Origin of the sequence: Streptomyces bullii (genome assembly GCF_042657145.1) — a bacterium.
Taxonomy (GTDB): Bacteria; Actinomycetota; Actinomycetes; order Streptomycetales; family Streptomycetaceae; genus Streptomyces; species Streptomyces bullii.
In genome coordinates, this window is sequence record NZ_JBHSNY010000015.1 from 122,644 (window position 1) to 142,973 (window position 20,330).

Annotated in this window: 19 protein-coding genes and 2 pseudogenes; 9 read left to right on the top strand and 12 right to left on the bottom strand. The window is 72.2% G+C overall.

All coding sequences use genetic code 11. From position 1 onward, the window contains the following. Positions 1-40 precede the first annotated feature (40 nt). From ACFPZJ_RS35145 to ACFPZJ_RS35155, 3 genes and pseudogenes are all read left to right on the top strand, one after another. A pseudogene (locus ACFPZJ_RS35145) lies at positions 41-340 on the top strand (globin domain-containing protein); the annotation flags it as partial. Between the two features lie 4 nt (positions 341-344). Further along, positions 345-1,049 carry a 3-oxoacyl-ACP reductase FabG gene (gene fabG / locus ACFPZJ_RS35150; protein WP_381030353.1) on the top strand — a complete coding sequence of 235 codons (705 nt, stop codon included), beginning with the start codon at positions 345-347 and terminating at the stop codon, positions 1,047-1,049. A gap of 304 nt (positions 1,050-1,353) precedes the next feature. After that, positions 1,354-1,638 carry a phosphopantetheine-binding protein gene (locus ACFPZJ_RS35155; RefSeq protein WP_381030355.1) on the top strand — a complete coding sequence of 95 codons (285 nt, stop codon included), beginning with the start codon at positions 1,354-1,356 and terminating at the stop codon, positions 1,636-1,638. A gap of 95 nt (positions 1,639-1,733) precedes the next feature. Here the strand turns inward: ACFPZJ_RS35155 and ACFPZJ_RS35160 are convergent. The 7 genes and pseudogenes from ACFPZJ_RS35160 to ACFPZJ_RS35190 form a co-directional block, all read right to left on the bottom strand. Further along, positions 1,734-2,477, bottom strand: a pseudogene (locus tag ACFPZJ_RS35160) (zinc-binding dehydrogenase); the annotation flags it as partial. Between the two features lie 322 nt (positions 2,478-2,799). Further along, entirely contained in the window at positions 2,800-3,444 is a 645-nt protein-coding gene (locus ACFPZJ_RS35165) for an NAD(P)H-binding protein (RefSeq protein ID WP_381030357.1), read from the bottom strand. 27 nt (positions 3,445-3,471) lie between these two features. Continuing rightward, a complete protein-coding gene (locus ACFPZJ_RS35170) occupies positions 3,472-4,452 on the bottom strand; it encodes an aldo/keto reductase (RefSeq protein WP_381030359.1) in 981 nt (326 codons plus the stop codon). Between the two features lie 54 nt (positions 4,453-4,506). Next, positions 4,507-5,580, bottom strand: a complete 1,074-nt coding sequence (locus ACFPZJ_RS35175; protein WP_381030362.1) for an SMP-30/gluconolactonase/LRE family protein — start codon at positions 5,578-5,580, stop codon at positions 4,507-4,509. Positions 5,581-5,729: 149 nt separating this feature from the next. After that, positions 5,730-6,566, bottom strand: coding sequence for an AfsR/SARP family transcriptional regulator (locus tag ACFPZJ_RS35180; protein ID WP_381030363.1), 837 nt, complete (start codon positions 6,564-6,566; stop codon positions 5,730-5,732). A gap of 378 nt (positions 6,567-6,944) precedes the next feature. Further along, positions 6,945-8,567 carry an MFS transporter gene (locus ACFPZJ_RS35185; protein WP_381030366.1) on the bottom strand — a complete coding sequence of 541 codons (1,623 nt, stop codon included), beginning with the start codon at positions 8,565-8,567 and terminating at the stop codon, positions 6,945-6,947. A gap of 139 nt (positions 8,568-8,706) precedes the next feature. Beyond that, positions 8,707-9,990 carry an alpha/beta fold hydrolase gene (locus ACFPZJ_RS35190; RefSeq protein WP_381030368.1) on the bottom strand — a complete coding sequence of 428 codons (1,284 nt, stop codon included), beginning with the start codon at positions 9,988-9,990 and terminating at the stop codon, positions 8,707-8,709. A gap of 167 nt (positions 9,991-10,157) precedes the next feature. Between ACFPZJ_RS35190 and ACFPZJ_RS35195 the strand changes: the two genes are divergently transcribed. Continuing rightward, positions 10,158-10,742, top strand: coding sequence for a TetR/AcrR family transcriptional regulator (locus tag ACFPZJ_RS35195; protein WP_381030370.1), 585 nt, complete (start codon positions 10,158-10,160; stop codon positions 10,740-10,742). 332 nt (positions 10,743-11,074) lie between these two features. On the opposite strand, the gene ACFPZJ_RS35200 is transcribed toward ACFPZJ_RS35195, so the two are convergent. From ACFPZJ_RS35200 to ACFPZJ_RS35215, 4 genes are all read right to left on the bottom strand, one after another. After that, positions 11,075-11,539 (bottom strand): ester cyclase, encoded by a 465-nt coding sequence (locus tag ACFPZJ_RS35200; RefSeq protein WP_381030372.1) that lies wholly within the window; start codon positions 11,537-11,539, stop codon positions 11,075-11,077. A gap of 98 nt (positions 11,540-11,637) precedes the next feature. After that, positions 11,638-12,342, bottom strand: a complete 705-nt coding sequence (gene fabG, locus ACFPZJ_RS35205; RefSeq protein ID WP_381030374.1) for a 3-oxoacyl-ACP reductase FabG — start codon at positions 12,340-12,342, stop codon at positions 11,638-11,640. A 60-nt stretch (positions 12,343-12,402) separates the two neighbouring features. Then, entirely contained in the window at positions 12,403-13,062 is a 660-nt protein-coding gene (locus ACFPZJ_RS35210) for an HAD-IA family hydrolase (protein ID WP_381030376.1), read from the bottom strand. Then, a complete protein-coding gene (locus ACFPZJ_RS35215; protein WP_381030379.1) occupies positions 13,059-14,087 on the bottom strand; it encodes a ScbA/BarX family gamma-butyrolactone biosynthesis protein in 1,029 nt (342 codons plus the stop codon). The genes ACFPZJ_RS35210 and ACFPZJ_RS35215 overlap by 4 nt, the downstream gene beginning before the upstream one ends. 203 nt (positions 14,088-14,290) lie before the next feature. On the opposite strand from ACFPZJ_RS35215, the gene ACFPZJ_RS35220 reads away from it, so the two are divergent. Together ACFPZJ_RS35220 and ACFPZJ_RS35225 are read left to right on the top strand one after the other, a co-directional pair. Then, positions 14,291-15,850: an acyl-CoA carboxylase subunit beta gene (locus ACFPZJ_RS35220; RefSeq protein WP_381030382.1), complete on the top strand. Its 1,560-nt coding sequence runs from the start codon at positions 14,291-14,293 to the stop codon at positions 15,848-15,850. Between the two features lie 11 nt (positions 15,851-15,861). Continuing rightward, positions 15,862-16,074 carry an acyl-CoA carboxylase subunit epsilon gene (locus ACFPZJ_RS35225; RefSeq protein WP_381030385.1) on the top strand — a complete coding sequence of 71 codons (213 nt, stop codon included), beginning with the start codon at positions 15,862-15,864 and terminating at the stop codon, positions 16,072-16,074. 146 nt (positions 16,075-16,220) lie between these two features. Here the strand turns inward: ACFPZJ_RS35225 and ACFPZJ_RS35230 are convergent, their stop codons facing one another. After that, positions 16,221-17,240, bottom strand: a complete 1,020-nt coding sequence (locus ACFPZJ_RS35230) for a ketoacyl-ACP synthase III family protein (protein ID WP_381030388.1) — start codon at positions 17,238-17,240, stop codon at positions 16,221-16,223. Positions 17,241-17,541: 301 nt separating this feature from the next. Here ACFPZJ_RS35230 and ACFPZJ_RS35235 point away from each other — a divergent pair, with 301 nt between their 5' ends. Genes ACFPZJ_RS35235 through ACFPZJ_RS35245 form a run of 3 tightly spaced genes read left to right on the top strand, consistent with a single transcriptional unit; the run spans position 17,542 to position 20,277 of the window. After that, positions 17,542-17,820 (top strand): acyl carrier protein, encoded by a 279-nt coding sequence (locus ACFPZJ_RS35235; RefSeq protein ID WP_381030390.1) that lies wholly within the window; start codon positions 17,542-17,544, stop codon positions 17,818-17,820. Next, a complete protein-coding gene (locus ACFPZJ_RS35240; protein ID WP_381030393.1) occupies positions 17,813-19,036 on the top strand; it encodes a beta-ketoacyl-[acyl-carrier-protein] synthase family protein in 1,224 nt (407 codons plus the stop codon). Before ACFPZJ_RS35235 ends, ACFPZJ_RS35240 begins: the two co-directional genes overlap by 8 nt. Continuing rightward, positions 19,033-20,277, top strand: a complete 1,245-nt coding sequence (locus tag ACFPZJ_RS35245) for a beta-ketoacyl synthase N-terminal-like domain-containing protein (RefSeq protein ID WP_381030394.1) — start codon at positions 19,033-19,035, stop codon at positions 20,275-20,277. The genes ACFPZJ_RS35240 and ACFPZJ_RS35245 overlap by 4 nt, the downstream gene beginning before the upstream one ends. The last annotated feature ends 53 nt before the right edge of the window (positions 20,278-20,330 follow it).

Here is a 20,330-nt window from a genome sequence, read left to right on the forward strand (position 1 = left end):
GCAAGCTCTCCGGTACGGCAGCTCCCACCACGTCGACCACCTCACCGCCTTCCTGGCCGAGATGCTGGGCGGCCCACGCCGCTACAGCGAGGAACTGGGCGGCTTCGAGTCGATCTACCGCGCCCACCAGGGGCTCAACATCGGCGACGATCAGCGCGAGCGTTTCGTCGAGCTGATGCTGGAATCCGCCGACGCCGTCGGGCTGCCCGCGGACGAGCGCTTCCGCACCGCCTTCACCCGTCAGATCACGCGGGCCGCGGGGTTCTCCACCCAGGTGTCGCGCGGCGAACTCGACCACTTCACCGCGCCCTACCCCGAGTTGGTCGCCTGGGAGTGGTGAGCCGGTGAGCAGGTCGGTACTGGTCACGGGCGGCAGCCGCGGCATCGGCGCCGCCATCGCCCGCGCCTTCGCCGCGGCGGGCGACCGGGTGGCCGCCACGCACCGCGGCAGCGGGGTGCCCGACGGTGTGGCGGGGGTACGCTGCGACGTCACCGACGAGGCGTCCGTCGACCGGGCCTTCACCGAGGCGGAGGCCCTGCACGGGCCGGTCGAGGTGCTGGTGGCCAACGCGGGCGTCACGGACGACACCCTGCTCATGCGGATGGACGAGAAGACCTTCACCCGGGTCCTCGACGCGAACCTCACCGGCGCGTACCGCGCTGCCCGCAGGGCGGTCGGGCCCATGGTGCGGATGCGGCGCGGGCGGATGATCTTCATCTCCTCGGTGAGCGCGTACGCCGGAGCTGCCGGCCAGGCCAACTACGCGGCGGCGAAGGCCGGGCTGATCGGGATGGCCCGTTCCCTCGCCCGGGAGCTGGGGTCGCGCGGCATCACCTGCAACGTGGTGACGCCGGGTTACGTCCGCTCCGACATGACCGACCGGATCACCGACGCCCGCCGCGCCGAGCTGATGCGGCAGATCCCGCTGGGACGCACGGCGGCCCCCGAGGAGGTGGCCGACGTCGTGACCTTCCTGGCCGGGCCCCGGGCGGCCTATGTGACCGGGGCGGTCGTCCCCGTGGACGGCGGACTCGCCATGGGCCACTGACGGCACGGCGTCCGCCCCGGGGCGGGTGAGCGGCGCGCCCGAGGGGCGCACACGGGACGGGCGGAGGGCAGCAAGGGCGCGGGGGGCGGCTGGACCGCCGCGCCGACCTCACCTTCGCCGAGTACGAGGAACTGCTCCCACACAGCACGAGCTGCCTGGTCCCGGTCGCGGACCGCGACATCGACCCCTGCGCCTGGAAGGACCTGCTCGACCGCGTGCCGGGCCGGGGCCGGCTGCTGGCACTGACCTCGGTGAAGGACCACTACCGCCACTACGACTGGATCGTGGAAGGAGCCACCGCGCGATGAGCGACACCACGGCCGTCACCCACGACGAGATCCTGGAGGCCATACGGCGGCACACGGTGGCCGTCGTCCCGGAGGTCGACCCCGCTCGGATGGTGCCCGAGCACACCCTGGACGAGCTGGGCTGCAACAGCATCGACCGGGCCGAGACCCTGACCGCTGTGCTGGAGGAGCTGGACATCGATCTGCCACTGGAGAAGCTCACCTCCGGCGCGATCGGGCGGTTCTGGCAGCGCCGCACGAGACGCAGCCGCCCCTCGAACGACAGCGGGGCGTTTCGGTGAGTCACAGCCGGTTCCTGTCGCCACGGATCGAGAGCGTGCTTGCCACGGGTTCGGCCCGCTTCGAACTCCTGCAACACGGCCGGTCCCTCCGTCAGGGGGTGAACCTCGGGTGTGCCGGGCAAGTACACGCCGGCGGCGATGAGCGTGTCGATCTCGGCGAGCAGTTCGCCATAGATGGACGGGGCCGCAGCTGCCAGCGCGCCGATGTGCAGACCCTTGACTTGCAGGTCGTGTGTGGTCAGGCCGGCGTTGCCGGAGGCGGCACCGAACACGACGATGCGTCCGGTGAAGGATTTGGTGACGGCCAAGCTGACTTGGAACGTGGCTTGTCCTACGGACTCCAACACCAGGTCCACGCCGCCGGTCAGGCGCGTGATCTCCGCGGCCAGATCGGGGCGGGCGCTGTCCAGGACCGCGTCGGCGCCGAGAGCTTTGACGGTGCCGTGCTTGGCCGGTGATGCCGTGGCGATCACGCGTGCGCCGTAGTGGTGGGCGAGGCGGACGGCGGCCTGGCCCACACCGCCGGCCGCGGCATGAATGAGCACCGCCTCACCCTTCTTGACCTCGCCCAGCGGCTTCAGTGCCGCCAACGCGGTCGCCCAGTTCAACACCAGGCCAAGGGCTTCAAGGTCCGTCCAGCCAGATGGGACGGCAAGCACCTCCGCGGCCGGCATCGTCATGTACTGCGCGAAGGCGCCTGGCCCGGCTCCAACAACGTGGGTGCCAACCTCAAGTGGGTTGGCGACCTCCGGACCAACGGCAACGATCTCGCCGGCCGCTTCGAAACCCGCCACGTAGGGCGCCTGTGGTCCTCCTGCGTAGGTCCCATGGGTCTGCATGACGTCCGCGCCTGCCCGCGCAGCGCGATCACGGTCACGGAACAGGACTGACGAGGGAAGTGTCAGAGCCCTGATCGTCGCGTTCGGGTCGGCACATGGTCCGTTGCTCGCACCTGTACACGAAAGAAGACGGCCCCGTCCGTTGCCGAGGCCCGCCGACAACTCGGTCAACAGACGGTCGCGGAATACGCGCAGCAGTGGCGGCCCCGGCGGCGCCGGATGTCGAGCGTTTTGCTGCTTTCTCCTGCTTTTGGGTTGTCGGGCCCCGGGTGCGCACCCTGCCGCGGCGGCTGCCGAGGGCTCACCCGGGGCGGGGGCGGACTCAGGAGGCCAGCGAGTCCAGGGCGTCGGCGATCGGACGGCCGCCACCCGTCACCTCGAAGGCGCGGCGGACGGTGGCCGGGTGGTCCAGTGAGGAGACCAGGACGGTCGCCAGGTCCTCACGGCTCAGGGACCCCTCCTCGACCTCGTCACCCACGGTGATGCGGTCGCCGGGGGCGCTGTCGTTCAGCCACGGCGGCCGGACGATCGTCCAGTCGAGCTCCGTCTTCTCCAGGTGGGTGTCCGCGGCCAGCTTGGCGTGGCCGGTGTCGCGGAGGTACCCGGGCAGACGGCTGGGGTCGGCGGTGCCCCACATCGACAGCTGCACCCAGCGCCGTACCCCGGCGGCCACCGCCGCGTCGACGGCGGCGACGACGCCCCGGTGGTCGATCAGCTCGGCCTGCCGCTTGTCCATGCTGCGCGTGGCCGCCGCGTTGATCACCGCGTCCGTTCCGGCGAACGCGTCGGCCAGGGCGGCGCCGGGTGCGGCGAGGTCCACGACGGCGGTGGCTACGTCCGCGCCGAACAGCTTCTCGGCCCGCGCGGCGTCGCGCACCGCCGCACGGACCGTGTGCCCGTCGGCGAGCAGCCGCCTGACGACGCGCCGGCCCGTGGCGCCGGTGGCCCCGAGGACAGTGACGTTCATGTGTGTCTCCTGGTTGACGGACTTCGTTCAGATGTTGACGGTGGCCATACGGGGCGGGTCGTACCGCTCACCCGCGACGGCCGCAGCCGGTACGGCCGCCTCGATCGCGGCCAGCTGTTCCCCGGTGAGCTCCAGCTCCAGCGCCTGGAGGTTCTCGTCGAGGTAGGCACGCCGCTTGGTGCCCGGGATGGGCACGACGTCGGTGCCCCGGGCCAGCAGCCAGGCCAGGGACAGTTGCGCGGCCGTCACGCCGTGGTCCGCGGCCAGCTTCCGCAGCGCGTCCACGAGCGCGAGATTGGCCTCCAGGTTCTCCCGACGGAAGCGCGGCGACAGGTGCCGCACGTCATGGGACGGCAGTGCGTCGGTGTCCGCGATGCGGCCGGTGAGCAGTCCGCGGCCCATCGGGCTGTAGGCCACCAGCCCGATGCCGAGTTCCCGCAGCGTGGGCAGCAGGGCGTCCTCGATGTCGCGGGTGAACAGCGAGTACTCGTACTGCCCGGCGGTGATCGGGTGGACGGCGTGTGCCCGGCGCACCGTGCCGGGGGCCGCCTCGGAGATGCCGAGGTGCCGCACCTTGCCGGCCGCGACCAGTTCGGACAGGGCGCCCCAGGTCTCCTCGATGGGCACCTGCCGGTCGACCCGGTGCTGGTAGTACAGGTCGATGTGGTCGACGCCCAGCCTCAGCAGCGAGGCGTCGCAGGCCGCCCGGACGTACTCGGGGCGGCCGTTGATGCCCTTGACCGTGCCGTCCGGCAGCCGTTCGATACCGAACTTGGTGGCGACGACGACCTCGTCCCGGCGGCCGGCCACGGCCCTGCCGACGAGGCGTTCGTTGGTGAACGGGCCGTACATGTCGGCGGTGTCCAGCAGCGTCACGCCGCTGTCCAGCGCGCGCCGGATCGTCGCCAGGGACTCCGTGTCGTCGGGCACACCGTAGTGGTCGCTCATGCCCATGCAGCCGAGGCCGAGGGCGGAGACCTCCAGCCCGGCGAGCAATCGACGTTCCATGCGTTCTCTCCCGTGTTCGTGCGCAGTGGTTCCTTCCGGGGACGGCGCCCGCGCTCAGTAGCGGCGCAGCACGAAGCCGTCCCGGGTCTGCGAGCCTCCGCTGCCGAACAGGACGTTCAGGTTGCTGCTGAGCACGTAGCCGCCGGACGGGGTGATGGCCACGGTCGTGGGTGCCGCCTCCGGCGACGCCTGGGCGCTGAGCGTGCGGCCGGTGCGCCACCCGTCGTCCGAGCGGAGCCGGAAGACCCCGTCGATGCCGGTGGAGCGGATGGTGTTCGTCGCCGCCCACAGGGTGCCGTCCGGGGCGAGGGCCATGCCGTCCGCACCGGGGATCCGCTGCTCGAGGTCGACCTCGCGGAAGTCCTGGGGCCGGTCCAGCGGGACCCGGAAGATCGCCCCCGTGTCGTAGCGCACCACCAGCAGGTAGCCGTCAGGGTGGTACACGATGCCGTTCACACCGACGTTGGGCAGGCCGTTCTCGTCCGCGCCGGCGTCCAGCGCCGGGTCGTACAGAAACGTCGACTTATGGCCCGACGGCGTGACCTTGAAGATGTGGCCGGAGAAGGAGTCCGTGACGTAGGCGTTGCCGCGGGGGTCCAGGGCGATGTCGTTGGCGAGGTGCAGACCGGGCGCCTCGCCGAGGTCGATGCGCTTGTGCAACTTCCCGGTCCGCAGGTCGTAGACGGCCAGCCCCGCGTGGCGCCCGCGGGTCTCGGGAGTCGAGCCGACGCTGAGCAGGGCGTCCGGGCCCGCGTAGACGTCGTCGTAGGTGACGAGGAGGCGGTTGCGGGGCACGTCGACGCGGATCGCGCCGGTCGCTATCAGCGCGGGGTCGTCGATCAGCGTGCGGGGCGTGCCGTCGGAGCCGACCACGGACACGGTGCCGTAGCGGAGGGAACCGATGAGGAAGGCGGAGCGCGTCGGGTCCCATGTGACGCCCTCGGGGTGGATGGCCGTGCCCGATCCGCTGATCACGGACGGCAGCGCCGCGTCGGCCGCGGCCGGTCTGGTGCCGTCCGCGCCGGCCGCGACGGGCGTACCGAGTGCCGTCGAGGGCAGTAGGGCGGTGGAGAGGAGGAGGGCGGCGGGCATGAGCGCCCGGTGCGCGCGCCGGAGTCCGTTGACCATGGGAGTGCCTTTCCGGTAGCGGGGTCGGTGAGACGGTGGGGGTGACCCGGGTCGATGGCGTCCGCGCCGCATCCAGGAATTCCCCGGCGGAGGGCAGGGCGGTGCGAATGCGGGAGGGCACCCGGGGGAGGCAGGCCGTCGGCCGGGGGTCAGGATGCGCGGTGCATTTCTCCGGTGAAGAGCCGGCCCGCGGCGGCGACCGGGGAATGGACGAAACAGTGATTCCCCGCCTTGTCCGACAGTATTGCCTGGTGCAGCGTCTGGAGTTCAAGTGAGGGGTCGAGTCCGAGTTCTTCCCTCAGCAGGCTCCGCATATCGTGATAGGCGTGCAGGGCGTCGCCCCGCCGGCCGCTTCGGTAAAGCGCCGTGATGAGCTGCCCGTGCAGCCATTCGTTGAGCGGATGGCAGGCGACCAGCCTTTTCAGTTCGGCGGCGATCTGGCAGTGCAGGCCCATACGCATATCGGCGTCTATGCGCAACTGGAGGGTCCGCATGTGCAGTTCCTCGAGATGCCGCACGTGCTGGGTGAGCACCGGACCGCTGGCCACATCGGTCAGCGGATCGCCGCGCCACAGGGCCAGGGCCTGCCTGACCAGGCGGGAACCCTCCGCCAGATCACCGCAGTTGAGCAGCGCCTCGCCCTGGCGGGCCAGTCGCTGGAAGTTCTCCGCATCCACCTGCTCCGGCAGCGCCCGCAGGATGTAGCCGGTCGACCAGGTCTCGATCGGGTCGTGCGCTGTTCGCTCGCCGAGCGCCTCGCGCAGAATTTTTCTCAGGTGGTACACATGCGTTCTCACTGTGGAGAGTGCCGTCTTCGGAGGTTCCTTGCCCCAGAGTTCGTCCACCAGTGTGCCGTGTGACACCACCGCTCCCGGCTGGAGCACCAGAAGACTCAGCAGTTGACGGACTTTTGGGCCCCGCGGCACGGTGATCGTCTCAGTGTTCCAGGTGAGGGTCAGCGGGCCGAGAATATTGAACCGAAGCACTGGGATCCTTGAGTTCGCGCTCACTCCAACAACCTTTCGACAAAAGGCTCACACATGTGAAGAGTGCTTTCAAGGGAGTGCAACGAAGGTTGACCCCGTGTACCGGCTCTTCACCATTGCTTTTCCGGGGAGTTGGCGTGTGAATTCCGCCACGCCGGTGCAGGCAACGCTGTGCACGCGGAAAGGGAGCGAAATCCGCGGGAGCGAGCGCGTTCGCCGCCCGGGCGCCGGGCACCGGGCGGCGAACGAGTGGGGGAGGGCCGGCCTCGCCGGTGGCGCCGGCCCTCGGACGGTGCGGCGGCCGTCAGTGGTGCGGTCGGCCGTCGGACGGGGCGACCGGCCCTCGGCGGTGGCGCCGGCCGTCGGCCGATGGGTCCGTCAGACGGTGGCGTCCGTCCTCGACACGGCAGGGGCTTCGCTGCGCTTTGAGGCCGGGGCCTCGGCGCGCTCGTCCTCCGTCGTGTCCTGACCGGCGTCGTCCGCCCGGTCGGTGAGGATGCGGTGCAGCACCACGGCGCTGACGACGCAGATGGCGGCGGCGCACCACAGGACGATCCGGAAACCCTCGGTGTACCCGGTGCGCAGGAAGTCCGCGAACTCGCTGCGCAGACCAGTGGCCGCCTCACGGACCGGGCCGTCGACGTCGCCGCTGGTCACGCTGTCGGCGACCTCGCGGGTGCGCAGGCCGGCCTCGGTCGCGAAGCGGGCCAGCCCGTCGGAGATCCGGCTCTGGACGAGGGAGACCAGCGTGGCCACCATGCCCGCCACGGCGACGGCTTCGCTGGCGAGCCGGATCGTGTTGAACATGCCGCTGGCCATGCCGACCTTGGTGGGCGGGACGGTGCTGACCGCCGCGCCGTCCATCAGGCCGTAGATGAGGCCGATGCCGATGCCGACCACCAGCAGCGGACCCGCCAGGCCGAGCAGGCCGATGCCCGGGTGGACCACCGTCAGCCAGGCGCAGCCGGCGGCCACCAGCCCCAGGCTGGAGCTGAGGACGGTGCGCATGCTGACCCCGAGCTGCACCAGGCGCCCGGCGATCAGCGGGAAGACCAGCACCGGAACGGTCAGCAGCAGCATGGTCAGGCCCGCCTCGCCGTCGCTCTGCCCGTTGGCGCCGACGAGGTAGGAGGGCAGCAGGACCATCAGGCCGACGAAGCCGAAGGAGACCGCGGTGGCGAGCAGGTTGACGGCCATGAAGCGCGGTTCCCGGAACAGGCTCAGGTCGAACATCGGCATCCGATGGCGCCGCTCCACCGCGACGAAGGCGGCCAGGAACACCACGCAGCCGAGGAAGAGCCCCAGCACCTGCGGGCTGCCCCAGCCCCACTGCGGGCCCTCGATGACGCCGAGAGTGAAGAGGAACAGGCCGACGGTGAAGGTGATGGTGCCGGGCCAGTCCACGGAGTTGGCCTCCGGGTCCTTGGATTCCTGCACGAGGCGGAAGCCGAGCAGGGACAGCGCCGTGATGGCGACGTGGATCCAGAACACCGAGCGCCAGCCGAGCGCCGACGCGAGCAGGCCGGAGGTCGTCGGACCGAGCGCGAGGCCCGCGCCGATGGTGACCCCGACGTAGGCGAACGCCTTGGTCCGGGCGGCGCCCTCGTACATGTTCGCCATCACCGACACGCCGGCGGTCATGATGCAGGCCGCGGCCACACCGGAGACACCGCGCGCCACGTCGAGGACGACGACGTGCGGAGCGAGCGCGCCGATCAGCGACGAGACGCCGTACAGGGCGACACCGAAGGCGAAGACCCGCTTGCGGCCGATGCGGTCGGCGATGGAGCCCGCGGCCATCATGCAGCTGGCGGCCATCACGTTGTAGGAGTTGACCACCCACTGGAGGGGGACGACGCCGGCGCCGAGGTCGCGGCCGATGGCCGGCAGCGCGACCGGGGGGCTGCTGAGGCCGTAGGGGACGATGAAGACGGCCAGGCACAGGGCGAAGAGGGTGAGTCCGGCCCGTGGAGGTGCTTCACGGGCGGTGACGGCAGTCATCGGACTGCTGCTCCTTCCGAGGTGAGATCCGGGGCGAGAACCCGGGGTGGGATCGGGGTGGGTTCCGCCGGGCTGCGGAGCCGGTTGCGCCGGGCGGCGGGGCCGCGGGACGGCCTCGCCGCCCGGGCGCGCATGCCGGTCAGCGGTCGCGTGCCGGGAGGTTGCGCAGCCACTGCGACAGGGTCTGGAGGAAGCGGTTGTCCTCCCAGCGGGCGTACACCACGTCCTGGTGGGTCAGCGCCGCGTCGGAGTACAGCGCCAGTCCGGGGATGCGGCTGCCGGCGGCGACCGAGGCGGCCGCCTGTCCGGTGGTGCCGTTGGTGAGACCCGACTGGAAGGCGTACAGCGGGATGTCGATGCCGGCGGTGTGGGTCAGCCGCAGGCCGAGCCGCCGGGTGACGTCCGTCTCGGTGAAGGGCAGGGCCGCGACGTAGTCGAGCAGCACCCGGTTGAGCGTGTACCACAGCCAGGCGCCGGGCTGCGGGCCGGCGAACGCCTCGGCGATCGTGGCCAGGCGAGTGGGGCCGCCGTCGCTCCAGACGCCGCTGTCCTCCAGCGTGCCGGCCCTCACCGAGAACGAGGGGTGGGCGCGCTCGGCGTCGAACAGCCAGCCCAGCAGGCCCGCGTTGGTCAGCTTGCGGTCGGTGCGGACCGCCTCGGGCAGCCGGTCGGCGAGCACGGCCGGGGCCTGCGGATCCGCCAGGGCGTGCTTAGCCGCCAGCTGGAACCAGACGGCGGCGTCCTCGGGCCGGGTGCCCAGACCGACCGTGGTGCTGGTGAAGTCCTCGAAGACCGCGCCCTGTTCGATCTGCGCGAGCCAGCCCTCGGCAGCGGCCAGCGGCAGGTCGAACTCCATGCCGGCGCCCGCGTAGGCGTTGTGCACACCGCCGTCGACGACGGCCAGGCCCACCAGGTCACGGTGGCCGGGGGTGCCGTCGAAGTCCCAGGCGGCGTACGACAGCGCGGCGGTCGCGCCCACGGACACACCGCCGAGGACGACCTCCCGCCGACCGCCGTCCGAGGCGGCCCGGACCACGCGGCGCAGGTCCTCCACGAGCACGCCTAGGCCCCACTGCGCCGCGTACAGGTGGTCCTTGGACTCGCAGGCCCGGTACCGGCCGCCCAGGTAGTACTCGGTGGCCTCTTCGGGGCTGCGGGAGAAGCCGGAGAGGTCCGCGAGGTTCTGCTCGCGGCGGTCGACCGCCCACACCTGGAGGTCGTCGGCGGCCTTGGCCAGGCAGCGCGCGGTGTGCTTGAAGACCGCGGCGCCGCCCTCGCGGCCGCCCACCAGCACGAGCACGCGCCGGGCGTCGGGACGGCCGATCTTGAGCACGCCGACTTTCTGCAGCTCCGCGGGGCCGCTCGCGGTGACCCCGTCGTGGAACTCGTACGTCTCCATCCAGTCCTGCTGGTCGTGCGACACGAGATCACACTCCTTGTTGGTTGCAACTCCGTCACTAGTCGGTACATGACTGTAGTCGAAACTCGCGAAGATGCAACACCGTGTTGCAACTATTCACTCACCTGCTACTCGGGTGTAGGTTGGTAGAGTCAACAGAACGCCGAGACCAGGGCAGAAAGGCGGGCACCGTGCCGGACACCACCAAAGAGCGGCCGCTGCGTGCGGACTCCGAGCGCACGGTCCGGCTGATCCTGGAGACCGCGGAGCGCGTGCTGAGCGAGGATCCCGCTGCGAGCCTGGCCCAGATTGCGGCCGCCGCGGGCGTGGCACGCACCACCGTGCACCGGCGGTTCGCTTCGCGCGAGGCCCTGCTCGACGCGATGGCCTCGCACGCCTTCCGGCAGGTCGAGGAGGCCATCGACGCGGGGCGGCCGGAGACCGCGCCGCCGATGGTGGCGCTCCACCAGGTCACCGCGAACGTGATCGAGGTCAAGAGCAGCTGGCGGTTCGCCGTTCACCAGCCCCAGCTGCGCGACCCCGAGGCCGTCGCCGCGCACGACCGCATCTTCGCCAAGGGAATGAAGCTGCTCGAACGGGCCCGGGACGCGGAGTTGCTGCGTCCCGGTGCGGACCTGGTGTGGGCGCAGCGCGTCTACCACGCGTTGATCGAGCAGGCGATCCAGGAGCGTGCGGCCAGCGGCATCGACCCGGACGCGCTCGCCGCAGCCGTCGTGGACACGCTGCTGAGCGGCGTGGGGCCGCTGAAACGGTGAGCGGACTGCCTCCGCCGCCGTCCGGGCGGCGGGCGGCAGCGCGGCCGAGCCGGCGGGCGGCGGCGCAGCCTGGCCCGCGGGCGGCGCGGCGCGGGGCGTCAGGACAGGGCAGGGGAGGGGCAGGGCGCGGGCCGGTCCGCGACATCCGAGAACCCGGAGCGCCTGCCAGTGGTCGCCGTGCCGGTGGGTGGTGACGACGGGTACAGCGCACCCGGTGTGCGGGATCCGGCGTACCCGGTGCACCCGGTGTGCGGGAACGCCATGTGGGCGGCACCGGTGCGGTGCCGCCCACACGTGTGAGGGGGGAAGACGGAGAGAGGGGAGGTCCCGGGTCAGGCGCGCGGCGCCGGCTTGGGCGCGCCCTCCAGCGGCTTGTCCCACGCGCCGAGTTGACGCATCAGCTCCAGGTCGTCCCGCACCGCCCAGTGCTCGACGACCTTGCCGTCGGCGATCCGGTAGAGGTGGATGTGCTGGACCCGGACCCGCTTGCCGGTCGCGGGGATCCCCATGAAGTCCTTGACCTGCCGGCCCGTGAAGATCACCCGCAGCGCCGCCTTGTCGCCCTTGGCGAACGAGTCGACGATCTCCCAGCGGGCGTCCTCCCAGACGCTGCGCATCCACCGGGCGGTGTTGGCGTACGCCTCCGGGCCGCGCGGCGCGCCCTCCGGGGCCTCCCAGTCGATGAAGTCCTCGGCCACGAGCCGGTGCGCGGCCTCCTCGTCCCCGTCGTTGAAGATCAGCCCCATGTCCACGGCGATCTGCCGGACGTCCTCATCCGTCAGGGCCTGGGTCGTCACGATGTGCTCCTCTCGTTTCGTCGGTCGAGTGTGTGGTTGTGATGCGATGGCGTGTGGTTCGTGTGGGCTCCGCGGTGCGCGGTGTGCGTACTGGGGCGCTACTGGCCCATGGCGAGACCGCCCCCGACGGGAACGGCGGCCCCGGTGACGTACGAGGCGCCGTCGCTCGCGAGGAAGCGGACGACCTCGGCGACCTCCTCGGGGGTGCCGGTGCGGCGCAGCGGGGTCTGGCTGAGCAGTTGGTCCCGCCGCTTGTCGGTGACGTCGCGGATCATGTCGGTCTCGATGAGGCCGGGGGTGACCATGTTGACGGTGATGCCGCGCGACCCCAGCTCCCAGGCGAGCGAGCGGGTCAGCCCCAGCAACCCGGCCTTGGACGCGGCGTAGTTGGTCTGGCCGGGCGAGCCGAGGAAGCCCATCACGGACGACATGAAGACGATCCGGCCCCGCCGGGCGCTGATCATCGACCGGGCGACCAGGCGGGCCATGCGGAACGCCCCCACCAGGTTGGTCTGCAGCACGTCCTCGAAGTCGTCGTCCCGCATCGCCGGGGCCAGTCCGTCCCGGGTGATGCCGGCGTTGGCGACGAGCACCTCGACGGGGCCGTACTGGGCTTCGACCTCGGACACGGCGCGCTCGGCGGAGTCGCGGTCGGTCACGTCGCAGCGCACGGCGAAGAGCCCTTCGGGCGGTTCCCCGGTGCGGTGGGTGACGGCGACCTTGTCGCCGTCCGCGCTGAACGCGCGCGCCACGGCGAGCCCGATCCCCCGGTTCCCGCCGGTGATCAGAACGGTTCTCGACACGATGGTCTCCTGTCGTTGGGGCACGTGGTGGAAGGCGGTCTGCCGGAGCGGCCCGCCGGTTCAGACGCCGGAGGGCAGGGCCAGCAGCGGACGCAACCGGGCCGAGGCCTGCTCGGCGTCGGTGAAGTGGACGGCCCGCCAGCCGGCCGCCTCGGCACCCGCGCAATTGGCCGCGGAGTCGTCGATCAGCACACAGGACTCCGCGGGCACTCCCGCGGCCTCCGCGGCGATCTCGAAGATCCGCCGCTCCGGTTTGCGGGAGCCGGCCTCGAACGACAGGACCAACGCGTCGAAGAGGCCGTCCGGTTCGATCATGCGGCGCCACTGCCGGTCCCAGGCCGGCGGCATGTTCGACAGCATGCCGACGAACAGGCCCCCGTCGCGCAGCTCGCGCAGGAAGCGCAGCCACGCGTCGTTGGTCCGCCGCCCCCGGAACCACCGCTCGCCGAAGCCGGACAGGTCGGCCTCCACCCCGGTGTCCCGGGCGAGTTCGGTCGCCATGCGGCGGGCCCACTCCTCCTCGCTGATCAGCGGAGTGTCCAGCGGGGCCATGACGTCACCGCCGAAGGGCCGGGCCACCTCGGCCATCGCCCGGCGGAACGCCGCGGCGGGCAGCCCCTCGCGGGCACAGAAGTCCTCCAGGTCGCGGTCGATGGGCGGGGTCAGTACGCCCCCGAAGTCGCTCCAGACCGCCCGTACGGCGGCGGGCGTCGCGGTCATGCCCCCTCCTCGCCGGCCGCGGGACCGAAGTCCAGCTCCGTCTCGGCCACCGTCACCCCGTTCTGCCGGAACTCCACGCCCAGGCCGCACGGCGGCGTCGGGGAACCGGCGCCGGGCCGGGCCGCGCGGGCCGAGGCCGTGACGGAGCTGTCCAGTTCGACGAAGCGCGTGAAGCGCGCCGTGCACGCGGTCACGGGCGCGGTCACGGGAACGCCCGCCAGATGGGCCAGTTGCCGCGCCGCCTCCACCAGCACCATGGCCGGGATGTGGTCGTAGGAGTGGTCGAACAGGCTGCGGTTCTCCCACCGCGGCTCGACCGGCGCGGACACGGCGCCGCCCTCGCGCACCGGCTCGCCCAGCACGACGTTGAGCGGATTGCGCCGCCCCACGGCGGCGGCGTCCGCGGGCCGGCCGGCCGCGGTGGTGTCCAGTTCCTCGGTGACCGGGGGAGTGGACCTGCGCTGGAGGAAACGGAGCTTGCGGTAGTCCTCGCCCGCCGCGGTGCTGGTGTCGATGCCGATCCGCGCGGTCTGCCGTCCGGCCAGGCTCAGGGCCACGTCGAAGCGCACCCCCCGCAACCGCCCGCCCCTCCCCTCGTCGCGCACGGCGCTGCCCGCGAGGACCAGTTCGCCGGGCCGGGCCCCGGCCGTGAGGGCGCCCTGGTCCGTGATGCGGACCGAGAAGCCGTTGACGAGGAAGACGGTGTCCCGGGACACCCCGTAGTACAGGTGTCCGGCGGCGGTGCACGCCTGCCGGGCGGACTCCAGCAGGAGCAGGAAGTCGAACGCGGCCGGCCGGCGCAGATGATCGCCGAAGTAGCCGTGCGACAGCGGAAGCTGTGCCCCGGCCAGGAATCCGTCGCCGTCGCGCCGCAGGTCGGTGACGAACACCTCGCTCACCGCGGCGCGGTGCACCAGCCGGCGGTCGACGGTGCGCACGAACTCCGGCGCGGCGTCGGCCGCCGCGGGCGGCGGTGGCGGTTCCGGTCTCGCCGCCTCTTCGACGCCTTCGGTGACTGTCGTCATGTCGGAACTCCTTGTGTTTCGGTGCCGACACGATGTTCCGGGGCACGTATGAAAGGCGTGTAAAGAAGACGTCGAATCAACGCCCCGGTGCCTTCCGCCGCCCGCAGAATCGGCAGCTTTTAACCGGCTTTCATCCACCCGTCACATGATGCGGCCCGTCACCTGGATCCGCTCGGGAAAAGAAAAGGGAGGGATGTCCGCCCATGACACAGGCAGGAATGAGGGAGCGGACCGACGAACTGCTGCGCCTGCGGGAGAAGGTGCGCGGCGGGCCGAGCGAGCGCGCCACCCAGGCGCAGCACGCCCGCGGGAAGCTGACCGTGCACGAGCGGCTGGAGGCCCTGTTCGACAAGGGGACCTTCGTCGAGATCGAGGGACTGAGAAGGCACCGCGCCACCGGCTTCGGGCTGGAGCTGCGCCGTCCGCACACCGACGGTGTCGTCACCGGCTGGGGCCGGGTGCACGGCCGCACGGTCTTCGCCTACGCGCACGACTTCCGCGTCTTCGGCGGGTCGCTGGGGGAGTCTCACGCCGCGAAGATCCACAAGATCATGGACATGGCCGAGGCGGCGGGCGCCCCGCTGGTCAGCCTCAACGACGGCGCCGGCGCGCGGATCCAGGAGGGTGTCACCGCCCTGGCCGGCTACGGCGGCATCTTCCGCCGCAACGTCCGTGCCTCCGGAGTAATCCCGCAGATCAGCGTCATGCTCGGGCCGTGCGCGGGCGGAGCGACCTACTCGCCGGCGCTGACCGACTTCGTGTTCATGGTGCGCGGCATCTCCCAGATGTTCATCACCGGCCCCGACGTGGTGGAGACCGTCACCGGCGAGCAGGTCACCCATGAGGAACTGGGGGGCGCGGACGTGCACGCCGCCCTGTCGGGCGCCGCCCACTTCGTCCACGACGACGAGGAGTCGTGCCTGGAGGACGTCCGCTACCTGCTCTCGCTGCTGCCCTCCAACAACCGCGAGCTGCCGCCGCCGTCGGTGCCGGCGCCCCCCGTGGACATCCTCGACGAGGATTTGCTCGACCTGGTGCCCGCCGACCCCAACCAGCCCTACGACATGCGGGCCGTCGTCGAGCGCCTCGTCGACGACGGGGAGCTGATGGAGGTGCACGAGCGGTGGGCGCCCAACTTGCTGTGCGCGCTCGCCCGCATCGACGGCCGCACCGTCGGCGTCCTCGCCAACCAGCCGCGGCACCTGGCCGGCGTGCTGGACGTGGACGCCTCCCAGAAGGGCGCCTCGTTCATCCAGGTCTGCGACGCGTTCAACATCCCGCTGCTGACGCTGGTGGACGTGCCGGGCTTCCTGCCGGGCACCTCACAGGAGCACGGCGGCATCATCCGGCACGGGGCGAAGCTGCTGTACGCCTACTGCGCGGCCACCGTGCCACGGGTGCAGGTCATCCTGCGCAAGGCCTACGGCGGCGCGTACATCGTGATGGACTCACGCTCCGTCGGCGCCGACCTGTCGTACGCCTGGCCCACCAACGAGATCGCCGTGATGGGCGCGGAGGGCGCGGTCAACGTCATCCACCGGCGGGAGGTGGCCGCCTCGGACGACCCCGAGACCACGCGCGGCATCCTGGCGCAGAAGTACCGGGAGGAACTGATGCACCCGTACTACGCGGCCGAACGCGGCCTCGTCGACGACGTGATCGACCCCCGGCGCACCCGGGCGGTGGTGGCCGAGGCGCTGCGGACCCTGCGCACCAAGCAGGAGCGGCTGGTGCCGCGCAAGCACGGCAACCCGCCGATGTGAGGGAGACCGTCGTGACCGAGCCTCGCGCTCCCGAGTTCCGGATCGTCCGCGGCCGGCCGACGCCGGAGGAGATCGCCGCGACCGCCGCCGTCCTGTGCCTCCTGCTGCGCGGCGGCCCGCCGGAGGGCACCGGGCCCGCGCCCGCCGAGCCCGAGCCCGCCGCGCCCGGCTGGCTGCGCCCCCTCCCGCACGTCCCGGCCGGCGCCTGGCGCACCGTGGGCTGAACGCACCGCAGGGGCCCGCCCGTCCTCGGGCGGGCCCCGACGTCCGTTGCTCAGTGGTGCGTGCCGGTAGGGCGGTTGGCGGTTGCCCGGTGGTGCGTGCCTGTAGGGCGGTTGCTCAGCGGCGCGCGGCCTGCGGGGGCGGTTGCTCAGTGGCGCGCGGCTTCCACGACCGCGCAGGTCCAGGTGAACCCCGCGCCGGCGTTGAGCAGCACCGCGACCTCGCCGGGGCGCAGGGCCTCACGGCGCAGCAGGTCGTGCAGGCCGGCCGCCAGGTCACCGGTGCCCAGGTGACCGGTGTCCGTGCCCCAGTCGGCCGCGGGGGCGGGCAGCAGCTCGCTCAGGACCGGGATCCAGGCGGTGTCCAGCACCTTGGCGCCGAGCCGGGGCAGCACCGCCAGACGGATCCGCGGATCGTCCGGGCGCACCCCGGCGTCCCGCAGCGCCCGCCGCAGGACGTGCCGGATCATGTCGCGGTTGATCTTGTGGAAGACGTCCGTCCCGTGGTCCTTGAGATACAGCCGCTTGGTGCGGCGCATGTCGACGACGGGGGAGGCGTCCCGGGGCAGCCGGGCGAAGGGGTCGGTGCCCCGGTGCATGCCCTCCAGCTGCGGCGCCGCGGCGCTGTGCAGCGCGCGCAGCACGAGGGGATCGGAGGCGGCGGCGGGCTGCCGCAGCAGCACCGCCGTCCCCGCGTCGCCGTACGCGGCGCCGTAGTCGCTGCGCCAGCGGTCGAAGCCCGGCGGGACGAACCGGTCCGCGGTAGTGACCAGGGCGTGCCGTACGCCGGTCTCCAGGGACATCCGCGCCACGGCCAGCTCCAGCGCGGCGGCTCCCCCGTTGCAGATCTGCCGTACGCCGACCGGCAGGGCGGCGTGCGCGCCCAGCTGGTCGGCGATGTAGTGGGGCGGGGACCACAGGTCGTGGCCCTGGTAGTACATCCAGGAATGGCACAGCAGGGCCAGGTCGCCGGCGACCGCGTCCGACCGGCGCAGTGCCTCGGACGAGGCGCGCACCGCCATGTCGGGAGCCGACACGTCCTCGGCCACGGGCAGCTGACGGTGCCCCAGGTCCCTCGCCACCCGCGCCTCCAGTCGGCCCTCGGCCACCGCGTCGGCGGCGACGTCGCGTCCGGAGGGAAGCCACAGGGCGACTGAGGCGATACCCACGGGTACGGGCGGTCTCATCGGTGCAAGCCCCTTCAACTCGACAGCTGGACGCCACCGTCCCAGCAGAGGGCATTCTCTGGAAGGGAAGTCGACGTCGCATAAAACCCGGGTCGAAATAGACGGCGCATAAAACCGGAATGGAATGAGGGTCATATTCACCGGGTGCCTGTCGGCAGGTTCTCATTGCCGTGGCAGCATGCTGACCGAGGGGCCGGCGGAAATGACCGGAACCACTTTCCGGACTGCCGTTGCCGACCGCATTCCGCATCGCACCCGTCCGCAGAGAAGGGAAACCACCACCATGTCCGACCTGACGTCGTCGCTCTCCTCCGAACTGCGCACCCGGGTCCGGGAGATCGTCGCGGATGTCCTGGAGGTCCCGGCCGACGAGCTCGTCGAGGACAAGAGCCTGGAGGACCTCGGCGCCGACTCCCTGATGGCCATCGAGATCTTCTCCCGCTTCGAGCGGCAGCTCGGTATCCGCATACCGCAGGAGGAGCTGACCGAGCTGGAGGACCTGAGGACCGCCTACGACATGGTCGCCCGTCACCAGCCGTCCGCGGAGGAAGCGGGTGTCTGAGACGGCGACACACCGCGTCGTCGTGACCGGACTCGGCGCGGTGAGCAGCCTGGGCATCGGCGCCCGGCCGTTCATCGACTCCCTGCGGGCCGCCCGCAGCGGCATCTCGCCGATCCGGTCCTTCGACGCCTCCGGATTCGACCACACCCAGGCCGGTGAGGTGCACGACTTCGTGCCGGAGGAGCACCTGGAACGCCTCGACCCGCGACGCTGGGGCCGCAGCAGCCAGTTCGCCGCCGCGGCCGCCCGTCTCGCGGTGCGGGACGCCGGATGGGACACGGCCGAGCTGTCCGCCCGCCGGGCGGGCAGTGCCATGGGCACCACCAACGGTGAGGCCCGCGTCTTCCAGGAGCTGACCGAACAGTGGCTGGAGCGCGGCCTGGCCGGGACCGACCCCGGCCTGGTCGCGCAGGCACCGGCCGACCGCATCGCGGCGGCCGTCAACACCGAACTTCGCCTGCGGGGCGAGGCCCAGACGTTCGGCACCGCCTGCGCGGCGAGCAACTACGCCCTCGGGTACGGCTTCGACCAGATCCGGGGCGGCTCCGCCGACGTGATGGTGGTGGGCGGTGCCGACGCGGTCAACCGCGCCACCCACGCCGGCTTCCACCGCCTGGGCGCCATCGCCCCCGACGCCTGCCGCCCGTTCGACGAGGCACGGGCCGGCATCCTCACCGGCGAGGGCGGCGTCGCACTGGTCCTGGAGTCCTGGGAGAGCGCGCAGGCGCGCGGAGCCCGCATCTATGCCGAGGTGCTGGGCCACGCCCTCACCTGCGACGCCAAGCACCCGACGCAGCCGGACCGCGACGGCATCGCCGAGTGCATCCGCCGCGCCCAGCACAACGCCGGGGTCAAGCCGGACGAGATCGACTACATCTGTGCGCACGGCACCGGCACGCGGGCCAACGACACCACCGAAGTGGCCGCGGTCCGCGAGGTGTTCGGCGACCGCGTCCCTCCCATCAGCTCCATCAAGTCGATGCTGGGGCACACCATGGGGGCGGCCAGCGGCTTCGGCGCCCTCGCCTGCTGCGCGGCCCTCCACGAGGGCTTCCTGCCGCCCACCGCGACGGTCCGGACCCCGGATCCCGCGCTGGGGCCGGACCTGGACTGCGTCGCCGGCGAGGCCCGGCAGACGCGGCCCCGGATCGTGGAGAACCACGGCTTCGCCTTCGGCGGCAACAACGCCATCGTCATCCTGGGGAGGCCGCAATGACGGACGTGGCAACGACGGACGCCGCACTGACGGGTGCCGTGACACCGGACGCCGTGGCAACGGACGTCGTGGCAACGGAAGCCGTGCCGGCGGGCGCCGTGACGACGGACCACGACCCGTCCACCGTCGTGACCATCACCGGCTACGGGGTGCTCAGCCCGGCCGGTGTCGGCGGCAAGGCGCTCGGCGAGGCCCTGCGGACCGGGACCCTGCCGCCCCGGGAGCAGGGGACCACCGAGCCCGCCGATGCGCCGGCCGGAGAGCCGCTGCCGCCTCTGCGCCTGCTGCCCGTGCCGGACTTCGACCCGCGCGAGTACCTCGGACGCAAGGGCCTGAGCAGCCTCAGTCGCACGGCCGTGCTCGGCATGACCGCCTGCGAGCTGGCCCTGCGCGGCCTGCCGGAACCCGTGCCCGAGGAGCAGCGGTCCACCACCGGGGTGGTCCTGGGCACCAGCACCGGCAGCGCCCGCGCGATCGGCGAGTTCTTCCGCGACACCTACGAGCAGGAACGGCCGTACCTGATCAGGCCGGCGCTCTTCCCGGGCATCCTGCTCAACCACGCCGCCAGCCAGGTCGCGATGCGCCACGGGTTCACCGGTGTCAACGCCTCCCTGGCCGGCGGCCGGATCTCCGGCCTGTCGGCGCTGCGGTACGCGCGCAACGCCCTGCTCACCGGTCAGGCCTCCCGCGTGCTGGCCGGCGCCATGGAGGAGCTGAGCCCGCAGACCGCCTGGGCGTGGCACCGGGCCGGAGCGCCCGCCGGGCACCCGGTCGGCGAGGGCGGCGCGGTGTTCGTCCTGGAACGCGGCACCGGCACCGCCCACGCGACGACGGCCGAACTGCTCGCCTGCGAGACCGGTTTCGCCCCGCCCGAGGACGGTCCCGGCGCGGTCGCCGAGGCGTTGGCCCGCTGTGTGACCGACGCCCTGACGGTCGGCGGCGCCGCACCGGGTCAGGTGGAGGTCGTGTCGGCCGGCGCCACCGCACTGCGTGGCTGGCCGGCGGTCGAGGCGCGGGGCCGCGGCCGTGCCCTGGACGGTTGCCGCCCCGTGGTGCTGCGGGCGCAGGACGTGCTGGGCGAGACCCACAGCGCGGGCGCGGCCCTTCAGCTGGCCGCTCTCCTCGGCTTCTGGGAGCAGGAGGCGGCGCCCGGACGGGCCCGCTGGGGTCTGGTGACGTCGGTCGGCGCGGACGGCTCGGTGGCGGCTGCGCTGCTGCGGCGACCGCCGACGGTCACCTGAGCGACGGGCCCCGGCCCGGCCGGCCGTACCGCCGCGGCGACGACCGTGGCCGT